Source organism: Marinobacter sp., from assembly GCF_046484525.1.
In the GTDB taxonomy this organism is placed as follows: Bacteria; Pseudomonadota; Gammaproteobacteria; order Pseudomonadales; family Oleiphilaceae; genus Marinobacter.
In genome coordinates this window covers 1-16,987 of record NZ_JAWOIS010000016.1, presented here as the reverse complement: position 1 = coordinate 16,987, position 16,987 = coordinate 1, and the positions used below count along the sequence as shown (strand labels likewise).

Below are 16,987 nucleotides of genomic sequence, written 5' to 3'. Positions count from 1 at the left end.
CTTAGTCGTAAGCTACGCCAGGCAACCAGGTCGCGATTTCCGGGACCAGGAACACGATAACCAGGGCTGCCAGCTGAATAATGATGAAGGGGATCACACCCCGGTAGATATCAGTGACCTTGATCTCCGGCGGCGCCACACCCTTGATGTAAAACAGCGCAAATCCAACCGGCGGCGTCAGGAACGAGGTCTGCAGGCACATGGCAAACAGGATAGTGAACCACACCAGATCAAACCCGAGACTTTGTACTACCGGCGCCACCAGGGGTAGGATGATCAGGGTGATCTCGACCCAGTCCAGGAAGAAGCCGAGCAGGAACACCGCGAACAGGATCGTCAGCACGACGCCATAGGGTCCGAACGGTAATCCAAGCAGGGCGTCCTCGATCACCTGATCGCCCCCCAGACCCCGCAGGACCACGGAGAACGCGGTTGCACCCAGGAAAATGGCGAAGATGAACGCAGCCGTGCGGGTGGTCTGCTGCAAGGAGGCGTTGAGCACTTCCAGATTCAGTCGGCGAGACATCAGGGCCAACAGCAGAGCGCCCAGAGCACCAACACCCGAAGCCTCTGTTGGTGTTGCAATGCCGGCAAAAATGGAGCCCAGCACACCCAGAATCAGCGCAGCCGTCGGCACTACGGCTTTGGCCACTTCCCAGACGATGCCCCAGGTCACTTTCTCTGTGCCCTCCGGCACCGGCGCGATGTGGGGTTGCAGCATGGGACGGATAATGGCGTAGGCCACGTACATGGCACCCAGCATCAGGCCAGGAAAGAACGCGCCCATGAACAGGTCGCCTACCGACGCTTCCGGAACCGCCAGTCGGTCGGCCATCAACACCAGCATAATGGAAGGCGGAATCAGGATACCCAGGGTCCCGGTGGCACAGGCGGTACCCACGGCAAACCCTTTATCGTACTTGTTCTCCATCATCACAGGCAGGGAAAGCATGCCCAGAAGCACGACGGAGGCACCAATGATACCGGTGGTCGCGGCCAGCAGTACGCCGATGACAATGACCGTAACGGCATAGCCGCCGCGAACGGCGCCAAACAGTTTGACCATGCTGTTCATCAACCGCTCGGCAACGCCGGACTGGTCTAGCATGATGCCCATGAAGATAAACATGGGCAGGGCGACAAGGGTTTCGCTGCTTACAACCTTCCATATTCGCTCGGGAACAAGCCCCATGGAGGAGGAGTAGTCAAACCACAGATTGGCACCAAAATTCTCAACAGCAATGACACCGACGACGGTCCAGATAACCGCGGTGCCACCCAACACCCATGCAACCGGATAACCGGTCATCAGCAGCGCCCCGAAGGTGAGGAACATGCCGATTACAAAAAGGGTTTCAAGCTCCATCAGGACGCATCCTCTTTCTTATTATCCGCGGACTCGATCCGAATTGGCTTCGGAAAGCCGAAAAGCAGGGCAGTGACTTTCAGCAGACGGGACAGGGCAGCGATAATCAGTAGCACGAAAGACAGTGCCAGAACGCCCTTGAGAATCCAGCGATAGGGAAGGCCAGCGGGTGCCTGGCTGGTCTCACCCTGTTCCCAGGAACTGATGGCATAGGGGATCATTTCGTAGACCGCCAGCCCAAGAAACGGTAACAACAGGAATACCAGACCGAAGAATTCTATCCAGGCCTGGCCTTTCAATGACAGGCGTTCATGGATGACATCCACCCTGACATGATCATCTGTTACCAGGGTATAGCCCAACCCCAACAACCAACCTACACCCGCCAGATGCCACTGGACTTCCTCCAGGGTTACCGACCCCATGCCAAAGGCATAGCGACCCACCACTGCATAGATGATCACGCCGGTGACCACAAACCAGAGCCAGGAAGCACTCTTGCCTATCGCAGTAATCACACCGTCCATAACCTGGCTGAGCCGGGTGGTCGGGAACTCGGTGTGATGATGAATAAATTGACCGGCGTCCGACGCCGATGCGTGCACATCGGGCGGTGAGCCTTTATCAGACACTGCCATACAACAGTTCCTCGTTCAGAAAGCCTGCCGTGAAACAACGATGGCCCCGCAGGGCCATCCGGACTCAATCAGAGAGCACCGGAATTGCTTCCGGTGCTCAGGGTCAGCCCCGAACCTTACAGGTCCGCCGGAACATAGGCGCGGGTATCCCACACCTTGTAGGATTCCATGAATTCCTGCTGGCTTTCGTAAACACGCTTGAAGTCGGCATCCTTGGACGCTTCCTCCTCAAGCACTTCCTGAGTTACTTCTTTCAGCTTGAGCAGAACGTCGCGGGGAATCTGGTCGGCCTGAACGCCCTTGTCCTGGAACTCGGCCAGAACCTTGCCGTTCTTGTACTCGCCCTCGGCCAGACCTCGGGTGGTCGCCGCGGTACAGGAAGCCTCAACCAGCGCCTTCTGCGCTTTAGTGGCACGATTCCATTCATCCTTGTTGATCAGCATGTACTGAGCCGTGAACTGCTGATGCCAGCCCGGGAACAGGTTGTACTTGACCACTTGATTGAAGCCCAGAATCTGGTCGATGGCGGGCATGGAGAATTCAGTGGCATCAATGGTGCCTTTTTCCAGTGCCTGGTACAGCTCACCGCCAGGCATCATGGTGACGGAGGCGCCCAGCTTCTCGAGAACCTTGCCACCCAGGCCCGCAAAGCGAATCTTCAAGCCTTTGTAGTCTTCCAGTGTTTCGATGGGCTTGGAGTACCAACCCGCTGTTTCAGGCCCGATGATGCCGCATAGCTGTGCATGAACATTGAAGCCCTTGTTGGCGTAGGTTTCCTGCAGCATTTCATGACCGCCACCGAAGTAATACCAGCCAATGTAGGCCGGGGGCTTCATGCCGAAAGGTACAGCGGCAAACAGGGGAATCGCAGGCACTTTGCCCTGGTCGTAGCCGATCCAGGTATAGCCAGCCGATACCTTGCCATCGGACACGGCCTGGAGAATATCGAACGGCGGAACCAGCTTGCCGGGCTCATAGACACGGACCTGGATACTGCCATCAGAAGCGGTGGTGAGGTTATCTGCAACCCAGGCGGCGGGAGAACCGAGGCCCGGAAGGTTGGTAGCGAAGGCTACGGGCATTTTCCAGCGCAGGTCATCGGCAACGGCGGAACCCGTAGTCAGGGCGATCGCACCGGCGATCCCGGTGAGGGCCTTGAAGAGTTTCATTGGCAAGTCTCCTAGCATTGTTGTTTTCGTGGCCGGACAGCAAAAAACCGCCAAGCCTGATCTGAGTGTAGTCAGACATCGCAGAAAACGAGACGGACAGGGAAAGCGGTGGGTCCAACAATAAGCGTCAGTCTTGTTGTCTGCGTTGTTCTGACGTCCTGCAACCAGGGCATAGCAGGGGGCGTGCCAGATCAGAATTCCATCTATATTTCATAGAGTTAGAAAATTACCAGAGAACGTCGAAGAAGAGATTCGTCCGAATATTCGGACACTTATAGACCAGAGTCGTAGGTATTTGTACGGAGGTCAGGACACTCGTCCGGATATCAGGACATCTTGGCGAGCTTTTCGTAGAGTACAGAGCGGGAGATTCCGAGCAGCTTGGCCGCTCGGGTCCGGTTGCCACGGGAGGCAACCAGGGCCTCTTCGATGGCCTGGGCCTCGGCTTCCGCCATGGTCTGGCCCAGGGGCCGGACCGGGCGCGGGGTCAGGGTCGATACCGGGCGGTTGCCGTTGCGCGGGAGTACCTTGAAGATGGCATCGGCGTCCAGCAGACCGCCTTCCTCGCCCATGGTCAGGGCCCTTTCCAGCACGTTGCGCAATTCCCGGATATTGCCGGGCCAGTCGTATTCGGCCAGGGCCGAAACACCGGCATCAGTGATCTCACCCCGGATATCCAGGCCATCGCCGATATCCTCCAACAACGCCTCGCACAACACGCCAAGATCGGCCAGACGGTCACGCAGTGGCGGGATCGGAATTTCCAGCACGTTAAGACGGTAATACAGGTCTGAGCGAAAGCTGCCCTCGGCAATCATTGCTTCCAGATTGCGGCTGGTGGCGGCAATCACCCGCACATCCACGGGCACCACCTTGTTCGAGCCCAACGGTTCGATCTCCCCTTCCTGGAGGGCCCGAAGCAATTTGGCCTGCAGTGGCAGGGGCATATCGCCCACCTCGTCCAGGAACAGCGTTCCGCCGTTAGCCAGCTGGAATTTGCCATCGCGGGTACGCCGGTCTGCACCGGTGTAGGCGCCGGGGGCGACACCGAAGAACTCGGCCTCCAGCAGGGTGTCAGGAATCGCCGCGACGTTGACGCCCACAAAGGGCTTGTCGGTGCGGTTGGAGACCGAGTGGATGGCTTGAGCCAGTACTTCCTTGCCGGTGCCGGTCTCACCCAGGAGCAGCACCGGCATGTCCCGCCCGGCGGCCAGGCGGGCGCGGCGCTTCACTTCCAGCGCGGCCGGACTGGCGCCGACAAAATCCCCCAGGCTGTAGCGGGTGCCCCGGGCCTTTTTCGCCAGCGCCTTGCGCGCCGCCGCCAGATCCTGATGCAGCCGTCGGTATTTGCTCACCAGTGGGGTCAGCGGCTGAAGATCGTCATAGAGCACGAAAGCCACGGCACCGACCAGTTCGCCGTTTTCATCGTAATAGGGCACGCGGGTAACCACCAGTTGCTGCTTGTCATGTTCCATAATGTCCAGCAACAGTGGCTTGCCGGTCTCCACCACTTCCGGCATGCGGGTATGGGGGATTACGACCCGCACCGGTTTGCCGATGGCATCGGCAACATCGCCCAGTCCCAGCAACTGGGCATAGCTCTGGTTGATCCAGGTGATTCGGGCCTCCCGATCCACGGCGATGGCGCCGGCGCTGGCTTCCTCGAACATGGGAAACAACGCCTCGATCAGTTCACGGGTCAGGCCATTCGGGCTCCGGTCACCAAACAACTCTGTCATGGAGTGTGCACCACCGCTTTCAGGATTGATCATCACAACAGCACCCGGATATCCGGAAAACCGGACACCTCGCCGAGAGTATATGACCACCCCGGATATGGGGCAAACGGGTGAGGCCCCGGCTCAGGCCCGGGGCGAGGTTCAGAGGCATTATTCGGGAATCCGGAGCTGGTTCCCGGTAAAGACGATCTGGTCCTCCGGTGCAGGCTCGGCACGGATCACAGACAGGTTTGCTTCGGCCAATGGTGTGGCCAGACTGCCGCTGGGTACCGTTCGGACCACCTGACTGGGAGGTAATGGACGCTTCTTGGTCAGGTGCTCCCAGAGCAGATCGAGCGCCTGGAAGTAGTAGTGATGCAGTGGTACGTAATGCTCGGCGATGCCGGGAAAGCCGTTGAGCACATCCAGGTGATGGGCGTTGAGGATTTCATAGTAACGCAACCCGCTGTGCTTGCCCTCAACCCGCCGGTTAAGGCCCACATAGGGACGAGAGGTGTGGTTGATGGGCAGAATCGCATCGGCCCGGCCCGTCACGAAAACCGCAGGCTTGCGCTGCAGATCACCTGAAGCCCGGACGGCCGAGATACCCGCTGCTATGCGATCGGACCAGAGTGCCTGTTCGCCGGTCAGCGGATCCCCGGTGACCGGATCCTGGCCGGTGGCGAGCGCACGCAGGCACAGGAGTGAATCCAGGCCGTGATCCGCCAGTCCGGAGCTCGCGGATACACTGGCCGCCAGCAATGTCGGCTGGCCCACCGCCACGTCGTTGACCAGGTTCACTCCACCGGTGGGGGGAATGCCGTTACTGGTAGCAAACAGCGCCGCCTCACTGGTCGGGGACAGGGGCGTGACCGCACCGAAGGCGTCGGTGGACGCCAGGCTGATGCCACACAGTCGGTCCTCGACACCGGCGCGACCATAGGCATTGGCGTAGGTCACGACAATGCCCTGGGCCACAGAGAGACCGAAGTGCACCGGGGCCAACAGGTTCTGCTCGGGCTGGATACTGAAGTCCTCGTTGAGGATTTTCAGGGCATCCGTCGCCTGTTCCTCCACCGTCACGCCCGTCACCAAACCCTTGGCGGCCAGCGACTGACAGATGTTCTCGCCCACCCCGGGCGGATTGAACAGGGTATTGAGAGGCGCCTGGTCCCGGATCCCGGGCGCTTGATTGGCGCAGCCCTGATAGACCGCCAGCGCCGTGGTATAGTCCAGCAGGCTCCGGCTGTGGTCACTGATCACCGGCCCATCGCCCTGGCGAATGGTGAAGCTGCGATCCACCACCGGATTGAGATTCGGCTCGGACACGGCAATGCCATCGATCAGACCCCGATCGTCCAGCTCCGCCGCCCGCACCGAGGCGCCGCCACCGTTGGACACACTTGAGGCGATCACCAGGGTGTTGCGCGGACGGATGGTCGCCAGGGTTTCACCGTTACTCAACGCCCGACCATACCGTTCATTGAGCACATAGAAACCAAACTCGATGGACTGCAACACATGCCGGCCCCAGTCCGCTTCGGGGTTGGCCCCGGAGTGGGCGTGCTTCCAGGCAAACCGGTCCGGCCAGTCCGCATTGAAATCGGCGCGCTCCTGACCGGAAAGATCCGCCCGGAACTGGACCGGCTCATCGGCCGGGGTCAGGGTGCCGTCGATTCGTTGCGCCATGTTGGTGGCCAGGTTGTGGGCGCCAGTGCCCGTCCCCTTGTCGGTGTAGACCACGGCACAGCCCTTCTTCAGGCCCCACTCACCGGCGGTGCCGATGGCCCCGTAGATACCTCGGGAGCCGGACGATGGTGCCGTCACCAGGCAGGGCCGGCGTGGATCGAAGTTGTCCGGCACCTGGGCCATCACCGTCACCGGGATGTCACTACCCGGCACCGTCATGTAGGCCAGGTACTCATAACCCGCAATCAGGCCGTCGCCGTCACTATCCACCCCCGGCCCGAAAAAGCTGCCATAACCACCACCGGGCACGGTATTCACCAGTGCCCGGTAATTGTTGTAGATTGCCAATCGTCGTAACTCGGCCGGTGTTGGATTGAGGGCATCGTCGAAGGCCGGTGGCGCCGGGTTCTGGAGTCCTGAGGCTCCCAGGCCCGCGGTGAGAAGATCGTTGGTGACACCATCGTACCAGGTGCTTTGGAGGGATCCCTGAAGGAATTCCGGGCGTTCGCTGAACGGTGGCGCGGCTATGGCAACCCCCGAAGCGCCAATCAAGGCGCAGAGCATGAGTCGTTTCATAATCGTTCCCTGTTTGTTTTTGTTGGCGAACCCGAGGCCGGCGGTTCCGCCGCCTCTGCCGCTGCCATGCGGATCCTGTGCCAAAACGACAGGTCATGGATTTTTCTGGTGTTTTCAGAGACTGGCCGATGTCACAAAGGGTGGGGCTTCCGGATTTCCGGACAATCGGAAAAGCCAACCAGGGAACCAGGCCGATAGCCGCGCCGCCGGCTGGACCTGTCCCCGGTTCCGGACACTGTCAGGGGATCCGGACAGAATCAACGGGCAGGCGACCCCGGCTCCTGCTGAAGACGACCAACGCCGGCAAACTTCCTGCGGTACTGGGCCGGTGTCAGCCCCACCCGCTGCTGGAATTTCCGGGAGAAGAACGCCGCGTCCTGATAGCCCACCATCTCCGCCACCGCTTCCACCGAAACATGACTGGTCTCGAGAATCTGTTTGGCTTCTTCCAGCCTGAGCGTCAGAACATACTCAATGGGGGTCATACCCGTGGCCTGGCGGAAGCGGCGATGGAAAGACCGTTCACTCAGGCCGCTCAAGCCGATCATGCCGGCCACCGGTGAGTGCTGGTCGTAATGGTGCGCCAGCCAGCGCTGGCATTCGGCGATCACCGCGTCACTGGACTGCCGTTGGTGGTTGATGGCAACGAACGGCTGCTGGCCGTCCTCGTGCCATTCGATCAGGTGCACCTTCGCGACCCGGATCGCCTCGGCCTGGCTGCAGAAGCGGGCAATCAGGTAAAGGCCCAGATCCATCCATGAGGTACCTCCGCCGGACATGATCAGGCGCTGTCCGGTGCCGGAGGCGACCATGGCCCGTTCGGGATGCATGCGGACGCCCGGATAACGGCTGGCCATGAACTCACAGAAGCCCCAGTGGGTGGTGGCATCCTGGCCCGACAGCAGCCCCGCCTCGCCCAGCAGGACCGCCCCGGTGCAAGCGGTGGCCAGCAGCCCACCCTTTTGCCAGTAGTCCCGGATCCAGGCCACCTCGCGCTCAAACAACCCGGCCGGCCCGGCCGCCGGGTCGAACATCACTTCCAGAATACACAAGGCATCGGGACAGTAATCCCGGTCCAGCCGGCGAGTTGGTCGCACCAGGGCGCCGTTGGCCAACTCCATGGGCTCACCTTCCACCGACACGATCTCCGCCCGGACCAGGGGCGTGCCGGCTTCCCCCTCCACCAGCAGGCTCCAGTCCCTGCCCGCCGAACCCAGCAGCTCCTGCATGCCATAAATCGGTGATGCGGTCGCCTGGGGCATGGCCAGGATGCCGATCTGCACCGGCCGGACCACTTTGTTGTCATACGCCATGGAGATTTTCCCCGTGTTCTTTTCCAAATCTTCCGCCATGGGGCAAAAAACGCAAGTCAGGGGATCCGGTGGCGGATTCGGACAGGAACTGACCGATTTCGCTGAAGGACAACAGTAGCAAAGGGAACACGATCAGGGGGCATACACAACAATGCCGGAAGGAGCACCAACATGAACGCACCCCTGACACTCGACACCCACCAACCGCGGACACCGGAAGCCTTTGGCGAACAGTTCGCCACCATGGTCAACCACGCCGCCGTGGTGACCATGACCTCCCTGGGCCACCGGCTCGGACTCTTCGATACCCTGGCCAGTCTGCCGCCCTCGACCAGCCAGCAGGTTGCCGACGCCTGCGGCCTGAACGAGCGCTATGTGCGGGAATGGCTGTCGGTTATGACCACCGGCGCTATAGTGGACTACCAGCCCGAGGCCGGAACCTTCAGCCTGGACCCGGCCCACGCCGCCTGCCTGACCCGCAGCGCGAGCCCCGACAACCTGGCAGTGACGGCACGCTTCATTCCCGTGATCGCCAGCATGGAAGAGCCTCTGACAGAATGTTTCCATACTGGAGAGGGACTGCCCTACCACCGTTACCCCTGCTTTCATGAGGTGATGGCGGAAGACAGCCACCAGACGGTGGTATGCGCCTTGTTCGATCACATCCTGCCACTGGTTCCGGACCTCCGGAATCGCCTGGAGCAGGGAATCTCGGTACTCGATGCCGGCTGTGGTCGCGGACTTGCGCTACTGACCCTTGCGAAGGCCTTCCCGAACAGCCGATTCCAGGGCTACGACCTGTGTGAGGAAGCCTTCAGGCCGACGCGGGCCGAAGCCGACCGGCTGCGCCTGACCAACCTGCACTTCGCCGCCCGGGACCTCCGGGATTTCGACGAGCCCGGGCACTACGACCTGATTACCTCCTTCGATGCCGTGCATGACCAGGCCGACCCCGCAGCCCTGCTGCGCGGTATTGCCCGGGCCCTCAAACCCGACGGCATCTACCTGATGCAGGACATTGCCGGTTCCAGCTTCCTGGAAAACAACCTGGATCACCCCCTGGGGCCGCTGCTCTACACCATTTCCTGCGCCCACTGCACGCCGGTGTCACTGGCCCAGGGAGGGCCGGGCCTAGGTACCCTGTGGGGCGAGGAGCGGGCAGAGCTGATGCTCCGGCAGGCCGGATTCGGTGACATCCGGTCCCACCGGCTCGACCACGACCCGTTCAATGTCTACTTCATCGCCCGGCCCGGCGAGGGAGAGCAGTCATGATCAAGGCCCTGTTTCTGCTCTATGCCCTGGCCTGCTATGGCCTGGGCTTCCTGGCACTGCTGGCCCTGGCCGGATTCCTGCTGAACCTTGGGCCCTGGGGCATCGACACCGGTGCGCCCGGGGACGGACTGGCCGCCATCGCGGCCAACACCCTGCTGCTGTTCGGTTATTTCGGCCTGCACTCGGTCATGGCCCGCCCAAGTTTCAAGCGCCACTGGACGCGGATCCTGCCTCCGGCGCTGGAACGCGCCACCTACGTGCTGGTCGCCGGCCTGACCCTGCTTTTGGTGCTGACAACCTGGACACCGCTGCCATACAGCCTTTGGCAGTTAGAAGGCGATAGCGCCCGGACGTTTGTCTACGCCCTGCACGGCCTTGGCTGGGTCGTCATGGTGGCAGCGACCTTCCATATCAATCACTTCGAATTCTTCGGCCTGCGCCAGGTCTGGCGGCACCTGCGGTCTCTGCCACCGGCCGAGGTGCCGTTCTCCGCACGGTTCCTGTATGGGCTGGCAAGACACCCCATCAGCCTGGGCTGGATGATCGTGTTCTGGGCAACCCAGGACATGAGCCTCGGCCACCTGCTGATGGCCGCCATCGCGACCGGCTACATCCTGGTGATCACCCCCGTGGAGGAGGCCGACCTCGAGCGACAGGTCGGTCCGATTTACCGGGACTACCGGGCGAAAGTGCCCGCCTTCTTGCCCCGCCTGCGTCGGGCGAGCCCCGGGCGCATCCGCAACCGGGAATCGCTCGTAAATTGTCCTGACAGGTAGCAATGACAGGAGCCCTGCGGGTGAGACAACGCTGGAGTGCAAACCTGGCCGCCCTGACTCTGGGCGGCCTTTTACTGGCCGGGTGCGCGAGCCATGACAACGCACGCCAGGAGCCGGTAGCCTTGCCAGAGACCGGATTCGAGGTGCGCACCCCGGTCCGTTTCTCGCCGGATGACTGGCCCGAAGTGCTGTTTGCGGACCTTTACCTGCCACAGCGGCCGGACCCGGCACCGGCGGTGTTGCTGGTTCACGGTGGTGGCTGGGAGCGACGCTCCCGGGAAGACATGACCTGGATTGCCGAGGAACTGGCCGGGCGCGGTTTTGCAGTGATGAACATCGATTACCGCTTTGCTCCGGAGTACACCTTCCCGGCGCAGCTCCATGACCTGCAGGTGGCGATGCGGTGGCTGCGGGAGCAGGCAACAAGCTACCGGATTGATCCGGATGCCATCAGCGCCTTCGGGTTCTCCTCGGGCGCCCACCTGGTGAGCCTGCTGGCCCTGACCAGCGATCCCCGGAATCCACTGAGCGAACCCCATGGCGGGCCCGGGACCCGACCGGTTGCGGTGGTGGCCGGTGGTATCCCCAGCGATCTGCGACGGTTTGATTCGGGACGACTGATCCGCCAGTTCCTGGGTGCTACCGAACGGGAGAAGCCGGAAACCTACCGGCTGGCGTCACCCATTGTCCATGTCTCCCCCAATGCGCCCCCGTTCTTCCTGTTCCACGGCAACCTCGACATGCTGGTACCGCCCGAGCAAGCGGAGTACTTCCACAATGCCTTGTTGGAGAAAGGGGTGCATTCCGAGCTCTACATGATGCATCTGCGGGGCCACATCACCAGTTTCCTGACTGCCGGCAGTGCCGTGGAGCAGGCGACGGAATTCCTGGCCCGTTTCGGTCGCGGAGCCCGTCAGCAGTGAGCTAGCCCAGACGAACGAAAGGTGCGAGCGTCAGCGCCAGGATCACCAGGATGGCAACACAAGCGGCAATAATGGTCACGGGCTTCTGTCGGAAGCTGCGCCAGAATCCCACCTCGCCCCGGGCCTGGCGTGACTGGAAATCCTCCCGTTGCCGGTCTTGCCGCTGCCTCTGGTACTCCTCCAGCAGTACCCGCGCCCGGGCAGCCTCATCGTTATCGCGGACCCAGAAGCCCCCCATACTGATGCCCCAGCGGCTCGGCGGCGTCTCGTAATAGCGAACCCCGTGTTCGTCGAACAGGGCCCGGATCTCGTCGGCCTCGTCATCGGGCACATGGCGCAGATTCATCAAGTGGTGGGGCATGGGCTTCCATTGGCTGGTATCAGGATCGGGATTGCCTATATGCTAACAGCAAAGCACTGATGACCGAATTCGCCACCAGGACACTGCATGAGCCAGAACCCCCTTCGTCTGCTGCTGGATTTTGATGACCGTATCCAGCGGGACAGGGACCAGCCCTCCGCCTTCCTCCACCGACGGGACCGTCGCTTTGCACTGGACTGCCAGCAGCAGGAAATAACCCCCGACGCCTCGTGCTGGCTGGCGCACATGGATCGCCTGTCCGGCCCCGGCGGCACCGTCACCGCCGGCAGCCGCGAGCTGCGACTCTGGCGCAGGGTCAATGGCGGCTTCGTTGCCGCCGGGTGCCTGATCGGCATTTTCACCATGCTGGGCCTGCTGTTCTATGACGGCGGCCAGCGCATCAACATCACCGTGATCCTGGCGTTTGTCCTGTTGCAGCTGATCCTGGCGCTGGTCACCACCGTGCAGGCAATAATTGGCTGGCAACCCTGGCGCTGGTTGCTGAAAGGGCTTCACCGGGACCATACCAGCCCGACCCGGGCCCGGCTCCAGCCACTGCTCATGGCCCGCGCTGCCCATGCTGGCGGCATTGCCTTCGGCCTTGCCGGCCTCGCCACCCTGCTTATAATGGTCGTGGTCCAGGATCTTGCTTTCGGCTGGAGCACCACCCTGGATACCGGCGCTTCCGGCTACCACAACCTGATCAACACCCTGGCAACGCCCTGGTCCTGGCTTTGGCCTTCGGCTGTGCCGTCCCTGGAACTGGTGGAAGCCACCCGTTTTTTCCGGGCCGCATCGGGCACAACCGGGATTGATCCTTCCCGCTGGGGCCAGTGGTGGCCTTTCGTGGTCATGCTGTGGCTGACCGGGACCGTGATACCGCGGGTACTCCTGCTGATCCTCAGCCAGGGTCTGCTTCGCTACCGCGCCACCCGGTCACTGGCCCGTCACCCGGGTATGCAGGCTCTGTTGTACCGGATGGAGACCTCGACCCTGGATACCGGCAGCGGCCATAACGACGCCGGCGACCTGCCCGACACCCGGACCCGGACGCGCCCGGACCAGCTACCGGACACCCCGATCATGATCTGCTGGGCCGGGGCCGGAGAACCGGAACTGCCCCAGCGCCTGGAGGCGCCGGATACCCGCATTTTCCGGGCCGGAGGCCGGGCCACCCTGGCCCAGGACGACGAGGTGCTGGCACAGGTGGGCGACGAACTGGCCAGCCAGAAAGCGCCGGCCGTGATTGTCGTCACCCGCAGCTGGGAACCGCCCACCGGGGAACTGCACGACTTCCTGGAAACCGGCCACGAGCGCTGGCCATCGGGTACCCGTGTGACCCTGCTGCCTCTGGCCAGCGACCCGAACCAGCTCCCTGAAACGCACCTGGTGCAACCCTGGCTCCGATTCACCGAGCGCCTGGCCCCGGGCTTTGCCTCCGTCGCACTGCCACCTACCGACAAGCCGGATCCCTACCTGGCCGGGAGCGTCCAGCCATGACCACACCACCGGTGTTCGCCGTCGTCGGCCACCCGAACAAAGGCAAATCCAGTGTCGTGGCCACCCTGTCCCAGAACGACGCCATCGCCATTGCCCTGGAACCGGGCACCACCCGGGCCCGGCAGGACTATCCACTGACCGTCGACGGCCAGAAACTCTATACCCTGGTGGACACCCCCGGCTTCCAGCGCCCCCGGCGGGTGCTGCAATGGCTGGAGGCCCACAGCATCTCCGCCTCGGACCACCCGGAGACGGTCAGGGCCTTTGTGCTTCAGCACCGGGGCGATGACCGGTTTGTCGATGAATGCGAACTGCTGGCGCCGATCGTGGAAGGAGCCGGGATCATCTACGTGGTGGATGGCTCGGTGCCCTATAGCGCCGAGCACGAAGCAGAGATGACCATCCTGCGCTGGACCGGCCGCCCGAGCCTGGCCCTGATCAACAGCATCGGCGAGGACGATTACAGTGATACCTGGCAGTCGGCGCTCGGCCAGTTCTTCCAGGTAGTCCGGAAGTTCGACGCCGTTCGCGCCCCGTTCGAACAACATCTCAGCCTGTTGCGTGCATTCGGCCAACTGGAGCCGGACTGGGAGGAACCGCTGGAACGGGCCACCCGGTTCCTGTCCGAACAGCGCCGCCAGCGCAGGCATCAGTCTGCCGGCCTGATTGCCAGGGCCCTGGAAGACCTGATGTCTTACCGGGAGAAACGCACCCTGACCCTGAACCAGGTCGCCGAGACCAGTGATGCCAGCCTCACCAGGTCCCTGCGGGACCGGTGGTACCGGCACCAACGCAAGCGGGAGCAGAACCTGCGTATCGACATCGAGCACCTGTACCAGCACCAGCGCATCCGGCGCCAGGAAGCAGAGCTCCAGTGGCACAGCCAACATGACCTGTTCTCCGAGGACACCCGCAAACACTGGGCCGTCAGCAAGCGCTATCTGGCCACAGCGGGCTTTGGTGCCGGCGCTGTGGGCGGCGCCGGCATCGATGCCATGACCCTGGGCTCCTCCATGGGAACCGGGGCCCTGGTCGGCGGCCTGATTGGCGCTGCCGGTAGCTATTTCTATGGCGACCGGCTGATCCTTCCAGCACTGAAGATCGGCCCGCTGAAAGATGGTCTGAAAACCGCCAGCTTCGGGCCTGTACAGGACAGCCAGTTCGGCTATGTTGTATTAGGGCGGGCAGTGGATCACTGGTGGCACATCAGTCACCGGAACCACGCCGGACGGGACCTGTTGGAACTGGAGCCGGCCGATCATCACTGGCTGGAGCAGCTCGACAAGACCAGCCGACGAGAGATTCAGCGGGCCTTCGACCGGTGTCGGAAACAGCGGCCCCTGACCCACCAGCAAAGGGAAAATTTCACGGCGGCCATCGAGCAGGCCATGTCGGCTTATGACGACTGGCGGTTGAACCGGGCCTGAGGCGCATGTTTATACTGTAGGGCTATTCCATCACAAATTGAGGAATGCGAATGAAAATTGTACGAGTGCAAGACATCATCGGTACCGAGCGGGAAGTTTCCGGCCCGGGCTGGACCAGCCGTCGTATGCTGTTGAAAAAGGATGGCATGGGCTTCTCCTTCCACGAGACCATCATCCCTGCGGGCGCCGAACTCAACCTGTGGTACAAGCACCACCTGGAAGCCGTTTACTGTGTGGCGGGCAATGGCTCCATCACCGACAAGGCGACCGGCGAGACCTACGAGATCACCGACGGTACTCTGTATGCACTCGACAAGCACGATCAGCACACCCTGCGCGGTGGCACCGAGGACATGCGCCTGATCTGCGCCTTCAATCCGCCGGTTACCGGCCGTGAAGTCCACGACGAGGACGGCGCCTACCTGCCGGACACCAGCGAAGTCTGATCCGGCTCACTGTGGCTGAAACCCATGCCGCGAACACACCGCCACCGCCAGCCCGACTGCTGCCGGTGGCGGTGTTGCTTTGGCTGTCCGGTATTTACCTGCGCATTCCCGTCCTCGTGGCGCCGCCACTGGCCCCCTTTATCGGCGAGGAACTCGCACTCTCCAAGGCACTGACCGGTGCGCTGACCACCCTGCCCATCCTGATGCTCGCCATCGGCGCCATGCCTGGCTCGTTGGCCATCTCCCGCATCGGACCGAGAAACACCCTGGCGCTGGCCATGACCATCATGGTGATCGGCTCCGCCAGCCGCGGCCTGGCCCCTGAAACCATGACCCTGATGATCGCCAGCGCCGTCATGGGCCTGGGTGTGGCCATGATGCAACCGGCCCTGCCGGCCCTGTTGCCACGTTGGCTCCAACCGCACCACTTGGCCCTGGGCTCCGCCATCTACATGAACGGTATGCTCATGGGCGAGTTCATCGGCGCCGGCATCACCCTGCCGGTGCTCATGCCCCTGCTGGACAACAGCTGGCGCGCCACCCTGATCGCCTGGTCGCTGCCGGCCTTACTGGTCGCCGCCGCCCTGTTCCTGCCCAAACGGGACCTGGCCCGCCCAGTCCGCAAAGCCGCCTGGCTACCAGACTGGAGCAACCCCCTGACCCTGAAACTCGGCCTGCTGCTCGGCCTCTCCGGCTCCATGTTCTTCGGCCTCAACGCCTACATGGGCAACCTGCTCGAACAGCAGGGCCAGTTCGACAAACTCTCCGAAGCCCTGTTCTGGTACAACATCGCCCAGGTCTTCGCGTCCCTGACCATGCTCAAATTCGCCCGTGCCTGGGTCGGCCGCCGAAGCCTGATCATCACCATGGCTGCACTCAGCATCCTCGGTACCGCCGGCGCCATCGCCCTCGACGGGTGGTGGTCCATCGCCAGTGCCACCCTGATGAGTTTTGTAGCCGGTATCCTGCTGATCCTGCTGGTGGCACTGCCGCCATTGCTGGTCAGCTCTGAAGAGACCGGCCGCCTGTCCGCGGGCACCTTTCTGGTGGGCTATACCCTGGCGTTCTCCGTGCCCATGTTGGGCGGCCTGTTGGCTGACTGGACCGGTGACGTCCGCCATGCGGTGATGGTGATGATTGGTTATAGCCTGGCGGTTTTGCCGCTGGCGTTTACGCTGGATCTGAGACGGCGGGAGGGGCCTTAAGATGGGGTCAGAAGAAAGTGTTCTTCAGACCCCTGAGTAGGGCGAAGAAACCAGGGATGAGTCGTGAAGATGGGGTCAGAAGAAGGCTTTCTTCTGACCCCGAAGAGGAAGAGCAATCCCCCAGCGGAACCCCCACCAATGGCCGAAAGGCCGAGGCAAGGGGTGCTTTTCCGCAGGGAACAATTGTCTGAGCGAAGCGAGTTGTTTGTTCCCGAAGGAAAAACACCCCTTGCCTCGGCCGGACTCCAGACTCAGATGTAGTAATCCTCAAGCGGAGGAAACCCATTAAACTCAATAGCACTGTAAGTGGTCGTATAGGCTCCCGTAGAAAGCCAGTACATCCGATCCCCGATGGCCAGATTCAGCGGCAGCGGATACTTGTGATGCTCATACATGATATCCGCACTGTCACAGGTTGGCCCCGCAATCACACAGTCCTCGCCCTCGCCGGACTTCTCCGTCCAGATCGGAAACTTGATCGCCTCATCCAACGTCTCGATCAGCCCCGAAAACTTGCCCACATCGGTATAGACCCATCGGTGAAGGGCCGTGCGGGACTTACGGGAAATCAGCACCACTTCACTCACCAGCACTCCGGCATTGGAAAT

The 16,987-nt window shown here is 62.1% G+C and carries 14 protein-coding genes and 1 pseudogene; 7 read left to right on the top strand and 8 right to left on the bottom strand.

Annotated elements, in window-relative coordinates; all coding sequences use genetic code 11:
• Window position 1 precedes the first annotated feature (1 nt).
• From R6W86_RS03570 to R6W86_RS03545, 6 genes are all read right to left on the bottom strand, one after another.
• Window positions 2–1,366: a TRAP transporter large permease subunit gene (locus R6W86_RS03570; RefSeq protein ID WP_410328017.1), complete on the bottom strand. Its 1,365-nt coding sequence runs from the start codon at window positions 1,364–1,366 to the stop codon at window positions 2–4.
• A complete protein-coding gene (locus R6W86_RS03565) occupies window positions 1,366–2,004 on the bottom strand; it encodes a TRAP transporter small permease subunit (protein ID WP_410328016.1) in 639 nt (212 codons plus the stop codon). The genes R6W86_RS03570 and R6W86_RS03565 overlap by 1 nt, the downstream gene beginning before the upstream one ends.
• 116 nt (window positions 2,005–2,120) lie before the next feature.
• Window positions 2,121–3,173 (bottom strand): TRAP transporter substrate-binding protein, encoded by a 1,053-nt coding sequence (locus R6W86_RS03560; RefSeq protein ID WP_410328015.1) that lies wholly within the window; start codon window positions 3,171–3,173, stop codon window positions 2,121–2,123.
• Between the two features lie 326 nt (window positions 3,174–3,499).
• Complete coding sequence (locus tag R6W86_RS03555; RefSeq protein ID WP_410328121.1) at window positions 3,500–4,912, bottom strand: sigma-54 interaction domain-containing protein; 1,413 nt, start codon at window positions 4,910–4,912, stop codon at window positions 3,500–3,502.
• A 150-nt stretch (window positions 4,913–5,062) separates the two neighbouring features.
• Entirely contained in the window at window positions 5,063–7,156 is a 2,094-nt protein-coding gene (locus R6W86_RS03550) for a 3-hydroxybutyrate oligomer hydrolase family protein (protein ID WP_410328014.1), read from the bottom strand.
• A gap of 257 nt (window positions 7,157–7,413) precedes the next feature.
• The gene (locus tag R6W86_RS03545; RefSeq protein WP_410328013.1) at window positions 7,414–8,469 is read right to left on the bottom strand and encodes a GlxA family transcriptional regulator; all 1,056 of its coding nucleotides are present in this window, start codon (window positions 8,467–8,469) and stop codon (window positions 7,414–7,416) included.
• 171 nt (window positions 8,470–8,640) lie between these two features.
• Between R6W86_RS03545 and R6W86_RS03540 the strand changes: the two genes are divergently transcribed.
• The 3 genes from R6W86_RS03540 to R6W86_RS03530 are packed head-to-tail and all read left to right on the top strand — an operon-like array spanning window position 8,641 to window position 11,440.
• Window positions 8,641–9,741: a class I SAM-dependent methyltransferase gene (locus R6W86_RS03540; protein WP_410328012.1), complete on the top strand. Its 1,101-nt coding sequence runs from the start codon at window positions 8,641–8,643 to the stop codon at window positions 9,739–9,741.
• Window positions 9,738–10,517 carry a methyltransferase family protein gene (locus tag R6W86_RS03535; RefSeq protein ID WP_410328011.1) on the top strand — a complete coding sequence of 260 codons (780 nt, stop codon included), beginning with the start codon at window positions 9,738–9,740 and terminating at the stop codon, window positions 10,515–10,517. The genes R6W86_RS03540 and R6W86_RS03535 overlap by 4 nt, the downstream gene beginning before the upstream one ends.
• 20 nt (window positions 10,518–10,537) lie before the next feature.
• The gene (locus R6W86_RS03530) at window positions 10,538–11,440 is read left to right on the top strand and encodes an alpha/beta hydrolase fold domain-containing protein (protein WP_410328010.1); all 903 of its coding nucleotides are present in this window, start codon (window positions 10,538–10,540) and stop codon (window positions 11,438–11,440) included.
• 1 nt (window position 11,441) lies between these two features.
• On the opposite strand, the gene R6W86_RS03525 is transcribed toward R6W86_RS03530, so the two are convergent.
• A complete protein-coding gene (locus R6W86_RS03525) occupies window positions 11,442–11,801 on the bottom strand; it encodes a DUF6164 family protein (protein ID WP_410328009.1) in 360 nt (119 codons plus the stop codon).
• An 87-nt stretch (window positions 11,802–11,888) separates the two neighbouring features.
• Here R6W86_RS03525 and R6W86_RS03520 point away from each other — a divergent pair, with 87 nt between their 5' ends.
• From R6W86_RS03520 to R6W86_RS03505, 4 genes are read left to right on the top strand one after another with little or no spacing between them, the layout of a single operon-like run.
• Window positions 11,889–13,301 (top strand): DUF2868 domain-containing protein, encoded by a 1,413-nt coding sequence (locus R6W86_RS03520; RefSeq protein WP_410328008.1) that lies wholly within the window; start codon window positions 11,889–11,891, stop codon window positions 13,299–13,301.
• Complete coding sequence (locus R6W86_RS03515; RefSeq protein WP_410328007.1) at window positions 13,298–14,728, top strand: GTPase/DUF3482 domain-containing protein; 1,431 nt, start codon at window positions 13,298–13,300, stop codon at window positions 14,726–14,728. The genes R6W86_RS03520 and R6W86_RS03515 overlap by 4 nt, the downstream gene beginning before the upstream one ends.
• 50 nt (window positions 14,729–14,778) lie before the next feature.
• Window positions 14,779–15,174, top strand: a complete 396-nt coding sequence (locus R6W86_RS03510; protein ID WP_410328006.1) for an ectoine synthase — start codon at window positions 14,779–14,781, stop codon at window positions 15,172–15,174.
• A gap of 11 nt (window positions 15,175–15,185) precedes the next feature.
• Window positions 15,186–16,379, top strand: coding sequence for a CynX/NimT family MFS transporter (locus R6W86_RS03505; protein WP_410328005.1), 1,194 nt, complete (start codon window positions 15,186–15,188; stop codon window positions 16,377–16,379).
• A gap of 251 nt (window positions 16,380–16,630) precedes the next feature.
• Here R6W86_RS03505 and R6W86_RS03500 read toward each other — a convergent pair.
• A pseudogene (locus R6W86_RS03500) lies at window positions 16,631–16,987 on the bottom strand (type III PLP-dependent enzyme); the annotation flags it as partial.